General features: G+C 71.1%; 18 protein-coding genes. 4 read left to right on the top strand and 14 right to left on the bottom strand.

What is annotated here, in order from left to right:
* Positions 1–3: 3 nt before the first annotated feature.
* Positions 4–2,055: an APC family permease gene (locus E0F75_RS38350; protein ID WP_229315638.1), complete on the bottom strand. Its 2,052-nt coding sequence runs from the start codon at positions 2,053–2,055 to the stop codon at positions 4–6.
* Positions 2,056–2,289: 234 nt separating this feature from the next.
* Between E0F75_RS38350 and E0F75_RS38345 the strand changes: the two genes are divergently transcribed.
* Together E0F75_RS38345 and E0F75_RS38340 are read left to right on the top strand one after the other, a co-directional pair.
* Entirely contained in the window at positions 2,290–2,958 is a 669-nt protein-coding gene (locus E0F75_RS38345) for a TrkA family potassium uptake protein (RefSeq protein WP_030321520.1), read from the top strand.
* On the top strand, positions 2,958–3,635 hold the full coding sequence (locus E0F75_RS38340; protein ID WP_030321521.1) for a TrkA family potassium uptake protein: 678 nt from the start codon (positions 2,958–2,960) through the stop codon (positions 3,633–3,635). Before E0F75_RS38345 ends, E0F75_RS38340 begins: the two co-directional genes overlap by 1 nt.
* A gap of 213 nt (positions 3,636–3,848) precedes the next feature.
* Here E0F75_RS38340 and E0F75_RS38335 read toward each other — a convergent pair whose 3' ends face one another.
* The 8 genes from E0F75_RS38335 to E0F75_RS38300 all read right to left on the bottom strand — a co-directional run bounded on the left by E0F75_RS38335 (position 3,849) and on the right by E0F75_RS38300 (position 11,327).
* Positions 3,849–4,589 carry a DUF3159 domain-containing protein gene (locus E0F75_RS38335; RefSeq protein ID WP_229315637.1) on the bottom strand — a complete coding sequence of 247 codons (741 nt, stop codon included), beginning with the start codon at positions 4,587–4,589 and terminating at the stop codon, positions 3,849–3,851.
* Positions 4,590–4,592: 3 nt separating this feature from the next.
* Complete coding sequence (locus E0F75_RS38330) at positions 4,593–4,991, bottom strand: OB-fold nucleic acid binding domain-containing protein (protein ID WP_073906407.1); 399 nt, start codon at positions 4,989–4,991, stop codon at positions 4,593–4,595.
* A gap of 57 nt (positions 4,992–5,048) precedes the next feature.
* On the bottom strand, positions 5,049–5,735 hold the full coding sequence (locus E0F75_RS38325; RefSeq protein ID WP_229315636.1) for a response regulator: 687 nt from the start codon (positions 5,733–5,735) through the stop codon (positions 5,049–5,051).
* A 142-nt stretch (positions 5,736–5,877) separates the two neighbouring features.
* Positions 5,878–8,424 (bottom strand): sensor histidine kinase KdpD, encoded by a 2,547-nt coding sequence (locus E0F75_RS38320; protein WP_229315635.1) that lies wholly within the window; start codon positions 8,422–8,424, stop codon positions 5,878–5,880.
* A 122-nt stretch (positions 8,425–8,546) separates the two neighbouring features.
* Positions 8,547–9,299, bottom strand: coding sequence for an ABC transporter ATP-binding protein (locus E0F75_RS38315; RefSeq protein ID WP_030321529.1), 753 nt, complete (start codon positions 9,297–9,299; stop codon positions 8,547–8,549).
* A 165-nt stretch (positions 9,300–9,464) separates the two neighbouring features.
* On the bottom strand, positions 9,465–10,229 hold the full coding sequence (locus E0F75_RS38310) for a DUF3710 domain-containing protein (protein WP_229315634.1): 765 nt from the start codon (positions 10,227–10,229) through the stop codon (positions 9,465–9,467).
* 1 nt (position 10,230) lies between these two features.
* A complete protein-coding gene (dut, locus tag E0F75_RS38305; RefSeq protein ID WP_055601374.1) occupies positions 10,231–10,743 on the bottom strand; it encodes a dUTP diphosphatase in 513 nt (170 codons plus the stop codon).
* Positions 10,743–11,327, bottom strand: a complete 585-nt coding sequence (locus E0F75_RS38300; RefSeq protein ID WP_229315633.1) for a PaaI family thioesterase — start codon at positions 11,325–11,327, stop codon at positions 10,743–10,745. Before E0F75_RS38300 ends, dut begins: the two co-directional genes overlap by 1 nt.
* 58 nt (positions 11,328–11,385) lie before the next feature.
* Between E0F75_RS38300 and E0F75_RS38295 the strand changes: the two genes are divergently transcribed.
* Entirely contained in the window at positions 11,386–11,889 is a 504-nt protein-coding gene (locus E0F75_RS38295; protein ID WP_229315632.1) for a DUF3093 domain-containing protein, read from the top strand.
* Positions 11,890–11,911: 22 nt separating this feature from the next.
* Here the strand turns inward: E0F75_RS38295 and E0F75_RS38290 are convergent, their stop codons facing one another.
* From E0F75_RS38290 to E0F75_RS38275, 4 genes are all read right to left on the bottom strand, one after another.
* Complete coding sequence (locus E0F75_RS38290; protein ID WP_229315631.1) at positions 11,912–12,973, bottom strand: hypothetical protein; 1,062 nt, start codon at positions 12,971–12,973, stop codon at positions 11,912–11,914.
* Positions 12,974–12,984: 11 nt separating this feature from the next.
* Positions 12,985–13,281 (bottom strand): DUF4193 domain-containing protein, encoded by a 297-nt coding sequence (locus E0F75_RS38285; RefSeq protein ID WP_003955561.1) that lies wholly within the window; start codon positions 13,279–13,281, stop codon positions 12,985–12,987.
* Positions 13,282–13,677: 396 nt separating this feature from the next.
* Positions 13,678–14,916: a cell wall metabolism sensor histidine kinase WalK gene (locus E0F75_RS38280; RefSeq protein WP_229315630.1), complete on the bottom strand. Its 1,239-nt coding sequence runs from the start codon at positions 14,914–14,916 to the stop codon at positions 13,678–13,680.
* 5 nt (positions 14,917–14,921) lie between these two features.
* Positions 14,922–15,575: a response regulator transcription factor gene (locus tag E0F75_RS38275; protein ID WP_030146958.1), complete on the bottom strand. Its 654-nt coding sequence runs from the start codon at positions 15,573–15,575 to the stop codon at positions 14,922–14,924.
* Between the two features lie 374 nt (positions 15,576–15,949).
* Here E0F75_RS38275 and E0F75_RS38270 point away from each other — a divergent pair, with 374 nt between their 5' ends.
* Positions 15,950–16,123 carry a hypothetical protein gene (locus E0F75_RS38270; protein WP_169749507.1) on the top strand — a complete coding sequence of 58 codons (174 nt, stop codon included), beginning with the start codon at positions 15,950–15,952 and terminating at the stop codon, positions 16,121–16,123.
* A gap of 156 nt (positions 16,124–16,279) precedes the next feature.
* On the opposite strand, the gene E0F75_RS38265 is transcribed toward E0F75_RS38270, so the two are convergent.
* A complete protein-coding gene (locus tag E0F75_RS38265) occupies positions 16,280–17,098 on the bottom strand; it encodes an inositol monophosphatase family protein (protein WP_229315658.1) in 819 nt (272 codons plus the stop codon).
* Between the last annotated feature and the right edge of the window lie 12 nt (positions 17,099–17,110).

Raw genomic sequence — 17,110 nt, 5'->3', positions numbered from 1 at the left:
GCTCTAGTTGTTCCTCGCCGCCGGTTCCTTGTGGCCCTTCTCCACCGGGCCGCGGCGGACCGAGCCCGGCGCGGTCCACTCCTGGCGCTTCCTGGCCCGCTTCTTCGCGGCCTCGGAGGACTGGAGCTGGTACGGGACGGAGGTCACCATGACGCCGGGGGTGAAGAGCAGCCTGCCCTTGAGGCGGAGTGCGGACTGGTTGTGGAGCAGGTGCTCGTACCAGTGCCCGACGACGTACTCCGGGATGTAGACGGAGACGGCGTCGCGCGGGCTCTCGCGGCGGATGCTCTTGACGTACTCGATCACCGGGCGGGTGATCTCGCGGTACGGCGAGTCGAGGATCTTGAGCGGGACGTTGATGCCGCGCCGCTCCCACTCCTCCCTGAGCGCCTTCGTCTCGGCCGGGTCGACGTTGACTGTCAGCGCCTCCAGCTCGTTCGCGTGCATGAGCTTGGCGTAGGCCAGGGCGCGGAGGGTGGGCTTGTGGAGCTTGGAGACGAGGACGATGGAGCGGACCCGGGAGGGGCGTACGTACTCGTCGGGGCGTTCCTCGGCGGCGGCGATCTCGGCCGCGACCGAGTCGTAGTGCCGGCGGATCGCGGACATCGTCCCGTAGAAGATCACCATGCCGAGCAGGGCGACCCAGGCGCCGTGGGTGAACTTGGTGGCGAGGACGACGACGAGGACGAGGCCGGTGAAGAAGGCGCCGAAGGCGTTGATCGCGCGGGAGCGGATCATGTGGCGGCGCTTGGCGGGGTCGCGCTCCGTCGTCAGGTGCCGGTTCCAGTGCCGGACCATGCCGATCTGGCTGAGGGTGAAGGAGACGAAGACGCCGACGATGTACAGCTGGATCAGCCGGGTCGAGTCGGCTCCGTAGACCCAGACGAGGAGGGCGGCGGCGCCGGCGAGGAGCACGATGCCGTTGGAGAAGGTGAGGCGGTCGCCGCGGGTGTGCAGCTGGCGCGGCAGGTAGCGGTCCTGGGCGAGGATCGAGCCGAGGAGCGGGAAGCCGTTGTACGCGGTGTTGGCGGCGAGGAAGAGGACGAGCGCGGTGGCCGCGGCGAGGAGCACGAAGAAGAACGTTCCGTCGCCGAAGACGGCGGCCGCGACCTGCGAGATCACCGGGTCCTGGACGTAGCTCGCGCCGACCGGGACGCCGTTGACCAGCAGGTCCTCGGCGGGCTTCTCGGCCATCCGGACGTCGGTGGCCATGGCCAGGAAGATGATGCCGCAGAACATGGTGACGGCCAGGCCGCCCATGAGGGCGAGCGTGGTGGCGGCGTTCTTCGACTTGGGCTTGCGGAAGGCGGGGACACCGTTGGAGATGGCCTCGACACCGGTGAGCGCGGCACAGCCGGAGGAGAACGCGCGCAGCAGCAGGAAGACGAGCGCGAAGCCGGCAAGCCCCTGGTGCTCCGGCTTGATCTCGAAGTCGGCGGTGGGCGCCTTCATGGTCTCGTCGAGGACGATGCCCTTGTACGCGCCCCAGGCGATCATGATGAAGACGCCGGCGACGAAGACGTACGTCGGGATCGCGAAGAGCGAGCCCGACTCCTTCACTCCGCGCAGGTTCATCACGGTGAGCAGCACGATCACGCCGACCGCGCAGGCCACCTTGTGCTCGACGACGAAGGGGACGGCCGAGCCGAGGTTCTCGATGCCCGAGGAGATCGACACGGCGACGGTCAGGACGTAGTCGACGAGCAGGGCGCTCGCGACGGTCAGTCCGGCCTTCGGCCCGAGATTGGTGTTGGCGACCTCGTAGTCGCCGCCGCCGCTCGGGTACGCGTGGACGTTCTGCCGGTACGAGGCGACGACCGTGAACATCAGGACGACGACGGCGAGCGCGATCCACGGGCTGAAGTGGTAGGCCGACAGACCGGCCACGGACAGAACGAGCAGCACCTCGCCCGGTGCGTACGCCACCGAGGACAGCGGGTCGGAGGCGAAGACGGGGAGGGCGATCCGCTTGGAGAGGAGAGTCTCTCCGAGCTTGTCGCTGCGCAGGGCCCGCCCGATCAGGATCCGTTTGGGAAGGTCGGTCAGTTTGGACACGGAGAGGATCGTAAGCGTTCGAAAACAGCCACGTGCACCGGCACCCCCGATAGGCACGGAATCTCCCTGAGTACCACCTCGGATGCGGTCCCGGCCAGCGTTGCCGCTTAAGCTCGGACCGGGTGACCCGGCAGGGTGTTACCCGCCGCGACCCGGGCGCATCGGGTGAGGAAAGTTGTGAGCAGGGTGTTTTCGCAGGTCAGTAAGACGATCAGGAGTGCGGGGTAAGGGGACGTGCACATCGTCATCATGGGCTGCGGGCGAGTGGGAGCCGCTCTCGCGCAGACCCTGGAGCAGCAGGGGCACACCGTCGCGGTCGTGGACCAGGACCCGACGGCCTTCCGTCGTCTGGGGTCGGGTTTCGGCGGTCGGCGCGTCACGGGAGTGGGCTTCGACCAGGACACGCTGCGTGAGGCCGGCATCGAGGACGCGGGGGCCTTCGCCGCGGTGAGCAGCGGCGACAACTCGAACATCATCGCGGCGCGGGTCGCCCGCGAGATGTTCGGCATCGAGAACGTGGCGGCGCGGATCTACGACCCGCGGCGCGCCGAGGTCTACCAGCGCCTCGGCATCCCGACGGTCGCGACGGTCCGCTGGACCGCCGACCAGATGCTGCGGCGGCTGCTGCCCTCGGGCGCGGAGCCGCTGTGGCGGGACCCGAGCGGTGGCGTGCAGCTCGCGGAGGTGCACACCTCCCCGGCCTGGATCGGCCACAAGGTGAGCCGGCTCCAGGAGGAGACCGGCGTGCGTGTCGCCTTCCTCACCCGGCTGGGCGAAGCGATTCTGCCCACCTCGCAGACGGTGCTCCAGGAAGGTGATCTGGTGCACGTGATGATGCGTACGGACGAGATCGCGAAGGTCGAGGAGGCCTTCGCCGAGGGTCCAGAGGAGGGCGGTCACTGATGCGTGTCGCTATTGCGGGCGCGGGTGCGGTGGGCCGTTCCATCGCGGGCGAGCTCCTGGAGAACGGTCACGAGGTCCTGCTCATCGACAAGGCGCCGACCGCCATCTCGGTGGAGCGGGTGCCGCAGGCGGAGTGGCTGCTTGCCGACGCCTGTGAGATCACCTCGCTCGACGAGGCGGCGCTCCAGCGCTGCAACGTGGTGATCGCGGCGACCGGCGACGACAAGGTGAACCTGGTCGTCTCGCTGCTCGCCAAGACCGAGTACGGCGTGCCGCGGGTCGTCGCCCGGGTGAACAACCCGAAGAACGAGTGGCTGTTCAACGAGGCCTGGGGCGTGGACGTGGCCGTCTCGACCCCGCGTCTCATGTCGGCCCTGGTGGAGGAGGCGGTGAGCGTCGGCGACCTCGTCCGGCTGCTGCGCTTCAGCCACGGCGACGCGAACCTGGTCGAGCTGACGCTCCCGCCGGAGTCGGCGGTCGCCGGCACCGCGGTCGGGGACGTGGCCTGGCCGCAGGACACCTCGCTCGTGACGATCATCCGCGGTTCGCGGGTGCTCACGCCGAGCGCCGAGGAGACCCTGGAGGCCGGTGACGAGCTGCTGTTCGTGGCCGCGCAGGCCCGCGAGGAGCAGCTGGAGGACCTGCTGCAGGTCCGCCGCGAGCCGACGGAGTCCTGAACACCGGTCGTACGAGGACCTGAGCGCGGTCGTACGAGGGCCTGAGCACCGGTCGTACGAGGACCCTGAGCGCGCTCGTCGTACGAGGACCTGAACGCTGGTCGTACGAGGGCCTGCCTGAGCACCGACGGCTATGTGCCAGGGCCTGAGCACCGGGTGTACGAAGAAGGGCCCGGACCTGTTCGTCAGGTCCGGGCCCTTCCTCGTGCCGTCTCAGGCCTCCGGGTGGGTCTGCGCCGCGGCGGCGGCCGCCTTGCGCTCCTTCTCCGCGAGCTCCTCGGCCTCCATCTCGGCGAAGACGTCGATCGGCGGCGGAGCCTTCGCGAGGAACACCCAGGTGAGGTAGACCGCGAGCAGGAACGGCGGGATCTTCAGCGCCACGAGCACCCAGCCGAACTTGGTCGTGTCGGCCCACCAGTACATCGGGAAGAGGATCGCGCACTTGCCGAGCAGGATCAGGCCCCAGGCCAGGCTCGCCTTCGTGTACGCCTTCTTGCGGCCCGGGTTACGGGTCCGCCAGGAGAGGTTCTCCTTGAAGACCGGGCCCAGGATCAGGCCGATCAGCGGGACCCCGGCGAGCGCGGTGATGAGGTACGCGAGGGCGAGGCCCAGGGTGTACAGCATGCCCGGCAGGTAGAAGTCCTTGGCGTTGCCCGTCATCATCGCGAAGACGACGCCGAAGGCGACGCCGAAGACGCCGCTGAACGCGTGCTTGACGGTGTCCCGCCGGATGAGCCGGACGGCGACCAGGACCAGCGACACCGCGAGGGCGGCGATCGCCGAGATCTGCAGGTTCTTGTTGATCGTGAAGATCGTGACGAACAACAGGCCCGGCACGACCGTCTCGATCATGCCCCGCAGGCCGCCGAAGGCCTCGAACAGCGCGGCCTCGGTGACCTCCTTCGATGCCCGGGCGTCCTGGTCCGTGGTGGTCGGCTTGTCGAGGGACGTCACCGGCTACTCCTGTCCGAGCGGTCGGAGCTCGTATTTGGGGTTGAAGAGGACCCGCCGGCCGTGGCTCATGGAGATCCGGCCGGAGGCGATCAGCTTGCGGCCCGGCTCGATGCCCACGATGGAGCGCCGGCCGAGCCACACGACGTCGAGCGGTGCCGTGCCGTCGAAGAGTTCGGCCTCCAGCGCGGGCACACCGGCCCGGGGACGCAGCGTGACCGTGCGCAAGGTACCAGTCACCTTGACTATCTGTCGGTCGGAGCAGTCGCAGATACGCGTGCACCCCGACGCCTCGGCGTCCTCCTGGAGCTCCTCCGACTCCAGGTCCTCCGGCGAGGAGGAGAGCCGGTCGAGCATCCGGCGGAACCTACCGGCCGGCTTCTCTGTACGCGGTGCAGCACTCATACAGAAAGCGTACCGGCCACCGCCGTCCCCGGGACCTGCCCCCGAACGGGCACTGGATCAGCGTTCGAAGCGGTAGCCCATGCCCGGTTCGGTGACGAAGTGCCGCGGGTGCGAGGGGTCGCTCTCCAGCTTGCGGCGGAGCTGCGCCATGTACACCCGGAGGTAGTTGGTCTCCGTGCCGTACGAGGGTCCCCAGACCTCCTGGAGCAGCTGCTTCTGGCTGACCAGACGGCCGCTGTTGCGGACCAGGACTTCGAGCAGGTGCCACTCGGTGGGGGTGAGCCGGACGTCCCGGCCGTCGCGGTGGACCTTCTTCGCCGCGAGGTCGACGGTGAAGCCCTCGGTCTCGACGACCACCACCCCGTCCTCGGCGCCGCCGACCGGCTCGGCGCGGCGCACGGCGGCGCGCAGCCGGGCGAGCAGCTCGTCCATGCCGAAGGGCTTGGTGACGTAGTCGTCGGCGCCGGCGTCGAGCGCCTCGACCTTCTCGTCGGAGGTCTGCCGGGCCGAGAGGACCAGGATCGGCACCCGGGTCCAGCCGCGCAGGCCCTTGATGACCTCGACGCCGTCCATGTCGGGGAGGCCGAGGTCGAGCACGACGACGTCGGGGTGGCGTTCGGCGGCGAGCCGGAGGGCGGTGGCACCGTCGGGTGCGGCGTCGACCTCGTACTTCCGCGCCTTGAGGTTGATCACCAGGGCGCGGACGATCTGAGGCTCGTCGTCGACCACGAGAACCCGGGTCATGGAGGGGGACCTTCCTTCTTCGGTCGCCCGTGCGGGCGGGAGCAAGACAGTACGGGAACGAACGGGGCGCGCGCCTCGGGACGGCGGCGGTGGTGCTTCGGGACGGAGTCGGAGGCCGCTCCGGCGTTCCGGGACGCCGGCGTCAGGTCACGGCGTGCGCCGGCAGGTCGGGGGCCTGCGCCGGCGGGCCGCCCCGTGCGGCCTTGAGGGTGAGCACCATCGTCAGGCCGCCGCCCGGGGTGTCCTCGGCGCCGAGCGTCCCGCCCATGGCCTCGACGAAGCCGCGGGCGACCGCCAGGCCCAGGCCGACGCCGGAGCCGCGCGGGGCGTCGCCGAAGCGCTGGAAGGGCTCGAAGATGCCGTCCTTGGCCTCGTCGGGGACGCCGGGGCCGCAGTCCACGACCCGGAGCTCGACGCGGTCGCCGAGGGTGCTGGCGGCGACGGCCACGGGCACGCCCTCGGGGCTGTACTTGACGGCGTTCTCGACGATGTTGGCCACCGCCCGCTCCAGGAGGCCCTTGTCGACGTCGACCATGGGCAGCGTCTCGGGGATGTCGAGCTCGGCGCTTCCGTCGGGCACTCCCCCGAGGGCCATCGGGACGACCTCGTCGAGGTCGACGGTACGGATCAGCGGGGTGACGGTGCCGGTCTGGAGGCGGGACATGTCGAGGAGGTTGCCGACGAGGTGGTCGAGGCGGTCGGCGCCGGCCTCGATGCCCTCCAGGAGTTCGGCGCGGTCCTGCTCGGACCATTCGACGTCGTCGGAGCGGAGGGAGGAGACGGAGGCCTTGATGCCGGCGAGCGGGGTCCGCAGGTCGTGGCTGACGGCGGCGAGCAGGGAGGTGCGGATCTTGTTGCCCTCGGCCTGCTTGCGGGCCTCCTCGGCCTCGCCCACGAGCCGCTGGCGGTCGAGCACGACCGCGGCCTGGGCGGCGAAGGCGCCGAGGACGCGCCGGTCCTCGGCGGGCAGCACCCGGCCGGACAGGGCGAGGGCCAGATGGTCGCCGACCGGCATGTCCACGTCCGCGTCCTCGGGCCGGGCCGCCGGGTGGGGGCCGACGCTCGCGGCCCGGGTCCAGGGCTCGACGTCGTCCACCCGCTCCAGAAGGGCGACGGACTCCATGGAGAAGGTCTCGCGGACCCGTTCGAGGAGGGCGTCGAGGCTCGTCTCGCCGCGCAGCACGCTGCCGGCGAGGTAGGAGAGCACCTCGGACTCGGCGCGCAGCCGGGCGGCCTGATGGGTGCGCCGGGCGGCCAGGTCGACCACGGAGGCGACCGACATGGCGACGCCGAGGAAGACGGCGATCGCCACGATGTTCTTGGGGTCGGCGATGGTGAGCCGGTGGACGGGCGGGGTGAAGAACCAGTTGAGGAGGAGGGAGCCGGCCGCGGCGGAGGCGAGCGCCGGCAGGAATCCGCCGAGCAGGGCCGCCGCGACGGTCAGGGCCAGGAAGAGCAGCATGTCGTTGGCGAGACCGAGGTCGGCGTCGACATGGGTGAGGAGCAGCGCGAGGAGGACGGGTCCGGCGACGCCGACCACCCAGCCGCCGATGATCCGGGAGCGGCCGAGGCGGGCGCCCCGGGCGACCGGGAGGCCGCGGCCCTTGGCGACCTCGCCGTGGGTGACGATGTGGACGTCGAGGTCGGGCCCGGATTCACGGGCCACGGTCTGGCCGACGCCGGGGCCGAGGATGTACTGCCAGGTGCGGCGGCGGCTGGAGCCGAGGACGATCTGGGTGGCGTTGACCCCGCGGGCGAACTCCAGGAGCGCGGAGGGGATGTCGTCGCCGATGACATGGTGGAACGTTCCGCCCAGGTCCTCGACCAGGGTGCGCTGGACGGCCAGCTCCTTGGGCGAGGCGGCGGTGAGGCCGTCGCTGCGGGCGATGTAGACGGCGAGGACCTCGCCTCCGGCGCCCTTCTCGGCCAGCCGGGTGGCGCGCCGTATGAGGGTGCGGCCCTCGGGACCGCCGGTCAGACCGACGACGATGCGCTCACGGGCCTGCCAGGTGGAGCGGATGTTGTGCTCGCCCCGGTACTGCTGGAGGTACTCGTCGACCCGGTCGGCGGTCCAGAGCAGGGCCAGCTCGCGCAGGGCGGTGAGGTTGCCGGGGCGGAAGTAGTTGGAGAGGGCCGCGTCGACCTTGTCCGAGGTGTAGACGTTGCCGTGGGCCATCCGGCGGCGCAGTGCCTCCGGAGACATGTCGACCAGCTCGATCTGGTCGGCCCGGCGGACCACCTCGTCGGGGACGGTCTCCCGCTGGCGTACGCCGGTGATCGCCTCGACCACGTCGCCCAGCGACTCCAGGTGCTGGATGTTGACGGTCGATATGACGTCGATGCCGGCCGCGAGCAGCTCGGCGACGTCCTGCCACCGCTTGGGGTTGCGGGAGCCGGGCACGTTCGTGTGGGCGAGCTCGTCGACGAGCGCGACGGCGGGACGCCGCTCCAGGACGGCGTCGATGTCCATCTCGGTGAAGGTGCTCCCCCGGTACTCCAGGATGCGGCGCGGCACCTGCTCGAGGCCGTGCAGCATGACCTCGGTGCGCGGCCGTCCGTGGTGCTCCACGAACGCCACGACGCAGTCCGTGCCGCGCTCCACCCGCCGGTGCCCCTCGGAGAGCATCGCGTAGGTCTTGCCGACGCCCGGCGCAGCGCCGAGGTATATCCGAAGCTTGCCGCGTCCCATGGGACGACCATACGTCCAGCCAATCGGACATTCCGTACGCGCAGAGTGGGCCGGAGCGGTCTTGACGTGTTTCTGATGTCGGGACCGCGCCGGCCTCCGCGGTGGGGACCGGCCGGGCCGCGTCAGTGCTCGATGATCTCGCCGTCGCTGAGTTCGAGGACCCGGTCGGCCAGGCCCAGGAGCTGCGGGTCGTGGGTGGCGACCAGGGCCGTACAGCCCTCGCTGCGCACGACCGCGCGCAGCAGCTGCATGACGGCGAGGCCGGTCTCCTGGTCCAGCTGGCCCGTCGGCTCGTCGGCTATGAGCAGCGCCGGCTTGTTGGCGAGGGCGCGGGCGATGGCGACGCGCTGCTGCTGCCCGCCGGAGAGCTCGCCGGGCCGCTGGTTCGCGTGGTCGGCGAGGCCCACCAGGCCGAGGAGCAGGGCCACCCGCTCCTCCCGCTCCTTCGGGTCGGCCTTGCGCAGCCGCATGGGTACGCCGACGTTCTCGGCGGCGGAGAGGATCGGGAGCAGTCCGAAGGACTGGAAGATGAAGCCGATCCGGTCGCGGCGCAGCTCCAGGAGCCCGTTCTCACCGAGGGTGGCGAGGTCGACGCCGTCGATGACGATCGAGCCGCCGTCCGCGCTGTCGAGGCCGCCCACCAGGTTGAGCAGCGTCGTCTTGCCGGAGCCGGAGCGGCCCTTGAGCGCGACGAGCTCGCCGCGCGGGATGTCGAAGGAGACCCCGCGCAGGGCGTGGACGGCTGCTTCCCCGGTGCCGTACGAACGGCGCAGGTTCTCCACGCGGACCATCGGCAGGCCGGCCGGGTCCTCGGCGACGGCCGTCGCGGACCGCGTGCTGCTCTCACTCACCCTGTGCTCCCCCTCCTCGAACATGTGCCCGCCAGTATGGTCCGCGGCCGGGTCCGAGGGCCAGAGCCCGCGGGCGGAACCTGTGGAAAACGACCGATGGGCCGCTTCCCGTACGTGTCGTACGGAAAGCGGCCCATCGGCCCAGGCGGATACGCGGCGGACCCGGAGGCCCACCGGTCAGAGCGCGGACTAGCGGATCTCGGAGATCTCCGGACCGCGCTGGAGCTGGCCCATGCCGCCGGAGAAGCGGGAGTTCTCCTGCTCCTCCTGCTGCACGCCGTCCGGCACCATCTGCGCGTCGTTCGGCAGCTTGAGGACGATCGGGTCGCGCGGGGCCATCGGGCCGTCGCCGCGGACGACCACGGTGTCCCGGACGATCTGCTCCAGGAGACCGGCCGCCTCGGGCTGGACCGCGCCCTGCCCGGAGATCACTCCGCGCAGGAACCAGCGGGGTCCGTCGACACCCACGAAGCGGACCAGCTGCACACCGCGGTTGCCGTCCGGCAGCTGCACGGGGACCTGCGCGCGCAGCTCCCAGCCCAGCGGGCCCTCGACCTCGTCGATGACCCCGCCCTGCTGGACGATGCCCGTGGCGATCTCGTCGCGGACCTCGCCCCAGATGCCCTCGTTCTTGGGGGCGGCGAAGGCCTGCAGCTGCACGGCGCTGTCGCGCAGGACGACGGTGGCCGCGACGATCGCGTCGCCCGCCACCTCCACCCGCAGCTCCATGCCCTCGACCCCGGGGACGAAGACGCCACCCAGGTCGACACGGCCGTCCTCGGGCTTGCCGACCTCGGAGATGTCCCAGGGTCCGTCGGGCCGGGGCGCCGGCGGAAGGTTCACACGGCGCGGGGCCGCGTCGTCCGCGTCCTCGCCGTCCACCGCGTCGACGACCTGCTCGGCCTCGCCCGCCGCGTCCTCTGCGGCACCGCTCTTCTTGCGACGTCCGAACACGTCACTGTCCTTCCCGGTCGGATACGACCGAAGCGTATCGATTCCCACCCGTTGTGCCGTCCACGGCGGCATGACCGCCGGTGGACCCGAAGCCCCCCTCGGCCCGCGCCGAGCCGGGAAGCTCCGCCACCTCGTGGAAGCGCACCTTCTCGACCTGTTGGACGACAAGTTGGGCAATCCGGTCGAATCGTTCGAACCGCACACTCTCGCGCGGGTCGAGATTGACCACGATCACCTTGATCTCTCCACGGTACCCGGCATCCACCGTCCCCGGGGCATTCACGAGTGCCACTCCGCAGCGGGCGGCGAGCCCGGAGCGGGGGTGCACGAAGGCCGCGTACCCGTCCGGGAGCGCGATGGAGATCCCGGTGGGCAGCACGGCGCGCTCCCCGGGGGCCAGCACGGCGGCCTCCGTGGTGACCAGGTCCGCCCCGGCGTCACCGGGGTGGCCGTAGGCCGGGATCGGCACGTCCGGGTCCACACGCCGGATCAGTACGTCTACAGGGTTGCTCATCAGGGGTTCACCTCGAAGGCGCGAGCGCGCCGGACCTGGTCGGGGTCGGACATGGCGGCCTGGATCTCCTCCGGGCGGCCGTTGTCGATGAAGTGGTCGACCTTGACCTCTATGAAGAGTGCCTCGGCGCGGACGGCGACGCGGCCCTCGGGCCCGCCGATCCGGCCGACGGCGGTCGAGAAGATCTTGCGGCCGTGCACGGCGGTGACCGCGGCCTCCAGATGGAGCACGGTGCCCACCGGGACGGGCCGGACGAAGTCGGTCTCGAGCCGTCCGGTCACGGCGATGACCCGCAGCAGCCAGTTCAGGGAGCCGAGGGTCTCGTCGAGCGCGGTGGCGAGCACGCCGCCGTGCGCGAGGCCGGGGGCGCCCTGGTGGTCGGGGGTCACCGTGAACTCGGCGGTGACGGTCACGCCCTCGCCCGCGCGCGCCTCCAGGTGGAGGCCGTGGGACTGCCCGCCGCCGCACCCGAAGCAGTACTCGTAGTGCGAACCGAGCAGCTCGCCGGGGGCCGGCGCGTCGGGGTGGCGTACCGGCGGTATGGCGTCGGCCGGCGGGGTGAGGGCGGCAGATGTTCCAGTCACAGCCGCAGACCTTACCCGCGCGGATGGCCGCAGGTCGCGCCGTGCCAAGCTTGGACGTATGCAGCCTTCCGCATCGTCCCCCGCCCCCTCCCCCGTGCCCTCCGCCGCACCGCTCTTCGACGAGCGGCTGACGGCGCCCCGCTCCTGGTGGTTCATCGCGGGTCTGCTCGGTCTCTCCGGCGGCCTGATCATGGTCCCGCTGGGTACGGTCCCGATGATGGGCGGTCTGATCGTGGTGGCGGTGCTCGCCGGTGCGGCGGTCTCCTCGTACGGCTCCGCCCGGATCCGGGTGGTGGCCGGTTCGCTCGTGGCGGGCGACGCGCGGATCCCGGTCTCGGCTCTGGGCGAGGCCGAGGCGCTCGACGCGGAGGAGGCGCGCGCGTGGCGCACGTACAAGGCCGACCCGCGCGCGTTCATGCTGATGCGCGGCTATGTGACCCGGGCGGTGCGGATCGAGGTGACGGACCCGTCGGACCCGACGCCGTACGTGTACCTCTCAAGCCGTGAGCCGGAGGCGCTGGTGGCGGCCCTGGACGCCGTCCGTACGGACGCCCAGGACTGAGCGGGCCGGGGAGGGAGGCCGGCTAGAACCCGAGCTCCTTCGGGTTCTCCGGCTGTTCCAGCGGGGGCAGCTCCCGGAGGGAGTCCCACGGGACCTGGCGGTTCCGCAGGTCCTTGCGGATGTGGCCCGCGAGCTTCTTGGTGTCGCGGCGGTTCATGACCGCGCCGACCGCCGCGCCGACCATGAACGGCGTGAGGTTCGGCAGGTTGCGCACCATGCGCTTCATGATCTGCTGGCGCAGCTCGCGCTTGAGCTGTCCGCCGAGCGCCGCGTTGACCGTGGTGGGCTTGGTGGGGTCGATGCCCCGCTCCTCGGCCCAGGAGGTCAGATAGGCCGCCGAACGCTGGGTGAGCCGACCGGGCGGCCGCAGCCCGTAGACCTCGTGCAGTTCGGCGATGAGTTTGAGTTCCACGGCGGCGACGCCGGTGATCTCGGCCGCGAGCTCCGCCGGCATGGCCGGGGGTACGGGGAGCATGGCGGCGGCACCGATGCTGGCGCCCACGGTCGAGCTCGCGTTCGCCGCACCCGCGACGAGCTTGTCGGCGAGCTCCTCGGGGCCGAGCCCGGGAAACTGCTTGCGCAGGGTCGCCAGATCGCGGACGGGGATCCGCGGGGCGAGGTCGATCAACCGGTCGGCCAGATGGCCGATGCCGGCTTTGGCGCTGTCTCCGCCGCGCTTCACGCCCTGGCGGACGCCCTGCGCGACGCCGCGCCGGACGGCGTCGATCCGGTCGGAGTCGATCCTGATCTTGTCGAGCTGGGCGCGCGCGGGATTGGCGAGCCGCTTGACGGCGCCGAAGCGCCCGTCCCGCTGTGTCTCGTCGTTCCCCGCTTCGTCCAACGCGTCGGTCCGTCCCGCTTCCCGCTCCGCCGGCAACTGCGCCGGGTCCGGCTCGGTGACGGCCTCGAGCGAGGCCGTTAGGCCTCGCTCGTCGTCACGTACGCCGAGGGAGGGCGGGGAGGCGGCGTGCTCGGCTTCAGAGGCCTCCTGGGCGCCCTCTGCCGGGCCTGAGCCGCCCTTGTACGTCTTCGGGCTCCCAGGGAGCCTTAGACGCCGCTTCCGGGACGGTGTGTCGCCTGCCACGACCGAGGGTCTCAGTCGCAGTCGCGGCAGATGGGCTGGCCGTTCTTCTCCCTGGCCAGCTGGCTGCGGTGGTGCACGAGGAAGCAGCTCATGCAGGTGAACTCATCGGCCTGCTTGGGCAGGACCCGGACGGCCAGCTCCTCGTTCGAGAGGTCGGCGCCGGGAAGCTCCAGGCCTTCGGCGGCCTCGAACTCGTCGACGTCGACGGTCGAGGTCGACTTGTCGTTCCGGCGGGCCTTCAGTTCCTCAAGGCTGTCCGAATCGACGTCGTCGTCGGTCTTGCGTGGGGTGTCGTAATCCGTTGCCATGTCGCTCTCCCCCTCTGGGTGGTTGCGGTGTCTCCAGCGCACGTAACGCGTGAGAGGTCGGACTTGTGCCCGACCTGAGGCGGAGATTTTGCCTCACATCAAGGTCTGTTACTCAATCGACACCCGTTCCGTCCTCTCGCGAGTGATCGGCTTCGGGTGGCGAACCGGACCGTACACGGTCCTACGGGCGCCCCTTGCAGGCGCCACCCCGTGTACTTCCCGTCAATCCGGGTCCGGGAAACCCGGACTTTTCCGGGTTTTCACGGGGATTTCTCCGTTACGGAGAGTGGATGTCCGGACACCCTCTCCTGTGATCGATCACACATGAGCGTCTCAGAATCGGGCCCCCGGAATTCCGCGCAAAGCGAACGGAACCGGGTCGGCTCGTGCAGTCTGTCAGATCGGCAGAGTGACGCGCATCACGAGACCGCCACCGTCGCGGGGCTCCGCGATGATACGGCCGCCGTGGGCGCGGGCCACGGAGCGCGCGATCGACAGTCCGAGGCCGACGCCCTTGTCACTGCCGGTCCGCTCCTGCCGGAGTCGCCGGAACGGCTCGAAAAGATTGTCGATCTCGTACGCGGGGACCACGGGTCCCGTGTTCGAGACGGTCAGGACCGCCTGGCCGTGCTCGGTCGCGGTCGTCACCTCCACCCATCCTCCCTCCGCCACGTTGTACCGGACGGCGTTCTGGACCAGGTTCAGCGCGATCCGTTCGAGCAGGACGCCGTTGCCCTGGACGACCGCGGGCTCGCGCTCGCCCCGGATCTCGACGCCCTTGGCCGCCGCCTCGGCGTGGACCTGGTCGACGCCCCGCGAGGCGACCTCGGCGAGGTCGACGGGTTTGCGTTCGATGATCTGGTTGTCGCTCCGGGCGAGCAGCAGCAGACCCTCGACGAGCTGTTCGCTGCGCTCGTTGGTGGCGAGCAGCGTCTTGCCGAGCTGCTGGAGTTCCACCGGCGCGCCCGGGTCCGAGAGGTGCACCTCCAGGAGGGTGCGGTTGATCGCGAGCGGGGTCCGCAGCTCGTGCGAGGCGTTCGCGACGAAGCGCTGCTGGGCGGTGAAGGCCCGCTCCAGGCGGTCCAGCATCTCGTCGAAGGTGTCGGCGAGCTCCTTGAGCTCGTCGTCGGGGCCGTCCAGCTCGATCCGCCGGGACAGATCGGAACCGGCCACCTGGCGGGCGGTCCGGGTGATCCGGCCGAGCGGCGAGAGCACCCGCCCCGCCATGGCGTAGCCGAAGGCGAAGGCGATGATGCTCAGTCCGAGCAGGGCGAAGAGCGAGCGGCGCAGGAGGTCGTCCAGGGCCTGGTCGCTCTGGTACCGGAGGCAGACGGAGACCGCCTGGTTGAGCTGCTCCCCGGTGCCCTGCGCGGGCAGCTCGCACCAGGACGTGGTGGGCTGGACCTTGCCCTCGACGACCTTGAAGGGCAGCTCCGAGACGCTGTGGGTGAGCGCCTGCGCGGTGAAGAGGTAGATGATCGAGAGCAGCAGGATGCCCGCGATCAGGAACATCCCGCCGTACAGCAGCGTGAGACGTATCCGGATGGTCGGGCGCAGCAGGGGCCGGACCGGGTCCCGGGGGTCCCAGGCCGGCTTCGGGGGCGCGTGGGGGTGGGGTACCGAAGTGGCGGGCATCGGGTTCAGATCCGGTACCCGGAGCCGGGCACGGTCACGATGACGGGCGGCTCGCCGAGTTTGCGGCGCAGGGTCATGACGGTGACACGGACGACGTTGGTGAACGGGTCGGTGTTCTCGTCCCAGGCCTTCTCCAGGAGCTGCTCGGCCGAGACGACGGCGCCCTCGCTGCGCATGAGGACCTCCAGGACGGCGAACTCCTTCGGCGCGAGCTGGACCTCCTTGCCCTCGCGGAAGACCTCGCGGCGGTTCGGGTCGAGCTTGATGCCGGCGCGCTCCAGGACGGGCGGGAGCGGCACGCTGGTCCGCCGGCCGAGGGCGCGCACGCGCGCGGTGAGCTCGGTGAAGGCGAAGGGCTTGGGGAGGTAGTCGTCCGCGCCGAGCTCAAGGCCCTCGACCCGGTCGCTGACGTCGCCGGACGCCGTGAGCATCAGGACGCGGGTGGGCATGCCCAGCTCCACGATCTTGCGGCAGACGTCGTCACCGTGGACGAGGGGAAGGTCGCGGTCGAGGACGACGACGTCGTAGTCGTTCACCCCGACGCGCTCCAGGGCCGCGGCGCCGTCGTACACGACGTCGACGGCCATGGCCTCCCGGCGCAGTCCGGTGGCCACCGCATCGGCGAGCAGCTGCTCGTCCTCGACGACGAGTACGCGCACGTCGTACATCCTTCCCGTTGAGCTGCGGTCCTGAGGCGGACCTGCTGAAGACCTGAGCACTGACTGTGCGTGTCCATCCTGCCCCGTACGCGCGTAAACCGGCTGTAAGGCGGCGGTGCGGGGCCCAGGGCGGGCGGGCGGTGAACGGGGGCGCGAGGCGGGGCGCGTGGCCCGGATCGAAGAATTCACCGGATTCACGGGCCAGTTGAGGTTTCTCTGAGGAAGGGGCTGGGGAGGACGACTGCACACCCCGTGATCACGCCCTGTATGTGGCGCGCCACCTACCGCTCTCTGTCCCCCAGAGACCGCAGTGTGTGATCCACCCACCCTCGGCACACCCCCGTGCCACCGGACCCATGACGAGGGGGCGCACGATGGACGCTTTCACCGCAGGCCTGCTGCACCGCATCAGGACCACGCAGACGGACCTCACGCGGGCTCGTGAGACGGGCGACGACTACCTGGCGGAGGTGGAGCAGGCGGAGCTTGAGGACCTGCACCGGCTGGCCGCCGAGCACGGCGTGGAGGTAGCCGCGCAGGGCGTCTGACCCGACCGACCCGCTGCCCGATCCGACCCCGACCGACCCGCAGACCGGCCGACCCGCAGCCTGGCCGTTCGACCGATCCGGCCGTTCGACCGATCCGACCCGTACACGCGTGAGGGCCCCGGCGCCGTTCCCGGCACCGGGGCCCTCACGCGTCCGTCAGTCGTGCCAGGCGCCCAGTCCCTCCAGGATCTCCTGGAGGGGCTCGAAGAGGCCCGGAGGGGCCGCCAGGGCCAGTTCGCCGGACTCCGGCTCCCCCGGGCGGCCGCCGGTCAGCGCGCCCGCCTCGCGGGCGATCAGGGCGCCCGCGGCGAGGTCCCAGGGGTTGAGGCCCCGCTCGTAGTAGGCGTCCAGGCGCCCGGCGGCGACGTCGCAGAGGTCGATGGCGGCGGAGCCGCCGCGCCGGATGTCGCGGACGCGCGGGATCACCTGCTGGGCGACGTCGGCCTGGTGGGCCCGCCGGGCCTGGACGTATCCGAAGCCGGTGCCGAGGAGGGCCTGGTCGAGCGGGGGCGAGGGGCGGACGGCGAGGCGCCGCTCGTCCGCCCGGGGGCCGCCCGCGGCGTACGCGCCGCCGCCGAGGACCGCCCGGTAGGTCTCGCCGCGCATCGGGGCCCCGACGACGCCGACCACGGTCTCGCCGTCCCGTTCGGCGGCGATCGAGACCGCCCAGGTGGGCAGCCCGTAGAGGTAGTTCACGGTGCCGTCGAGCGGGTCGATCACCCAGCGGACCCCGCTGGTGCCGGGGCTCGACGCGCCCTCCTCGCCGAGGAATCCGTCCTGCGGGCGGTGGTCGGCGAGGAAGCCGGTGATCAGCTTCTCGGCGGCGATGTCCATCTCGGTGACGACGTCGATGGGGCTCGTCTTGGTCTTCGCCACGGCCAGGTCGTCCGGCCTGCCGTCGCGCAGCAGCGCTCCGGCCCGCCGTGCGGCCTCCAGGGCGAGGTCGAGCAGTTCGGTGAGCAGCGGGTCGGTCACGTCGTTCCCTTC

Origin of the sequence: Streptomyces sp. CB02980 (assembly GCF_014451325.2) — a bacterium.
In the GTDB taxonomy this organism is placed as follows: Bacteria; Actinomycetota; Actinomycetes; order Streptomycetales; family Streptomycetaceae; genus Streptomyces.
The sequence above is the reverse complement of the archived record's forward strand: the minus strand, read 5'-3'. Positions and strand labels throughout refer to the sequence as shown.

Bases quoted from the DNA above. Each gene is read 5' to 3' on its own strand.
- E0F75_RS38340 (WP_030321521.1), top strand. From the start codon at position 2,958: ATGCGTGTCGCTATTGCGGGCGCGGGTGCGGTGGGCCGTTCCATCGCG.
- E0F75_RS38330 (WP_073906407.1), bottom strand. From the start codon at position 4,991: ATGAGTGCTGCACCGCGTACAGAGAAGCCGGCCGGTAGGTTCCGCCGG.
- E0F75_RS38325 (WP_229315636.1), bottom strand. From the start codon at position 5,735: ATGACCCGGGTTCTCGTGGTCGACGACGAGCCTCAGATCGTCCGCGCC.
- E0F75_RS38320 (WP_229315635.1), bottom strand. From the start codon at position 8,424: ATGGGACGCGGCAAGCTTCGGATATACCTCGGCGCTGCGCCGGGCGTC.
- E0F75_RS38315 (WP_030321529.1), bottom strand. From the start codon at position 9,299: ATGTTCGAGGAGGGGGAGCACAGGGTGAGTGAGAGCAGCACGCGGTCC.
- dut (WP_055601374.1), bottom strand. From the start codon at position 10,743: ATGAGCAACCCTGTAGACGTACTGATCCGGCGTGTGGACCCGGACGTG.
- E0F75_RS38295 (WP_229315632.1), top strand. From the start codon at position 11,386: ATGCAGCCTTCCGCATCGTCCCCCGCCCCCTCCCCCGTGCCCTCCGCC.
- E0F75_RS38285 (WP_003955561.1), bottom strand. From the start codon at position 13,281: ATGGCAACGGATTACGACACCCCACGCAAGACCGACGACGACGTCGAT.
- E0F75_RS38280 (WP_229315630.1), bottom strand. From the start codon at position 14,916: ATGCCCGCCACTTCGGTACCCCACCCCCACGCGCCCCCGAAGCCGGCC.
- E0F75_RS38270 (WP_169749507.1), top strand. From the start codon at position 15,950: ATGGACGCTTTCACCGCAGGCCTGCTGCACCGCATCAGGACCACGCAG.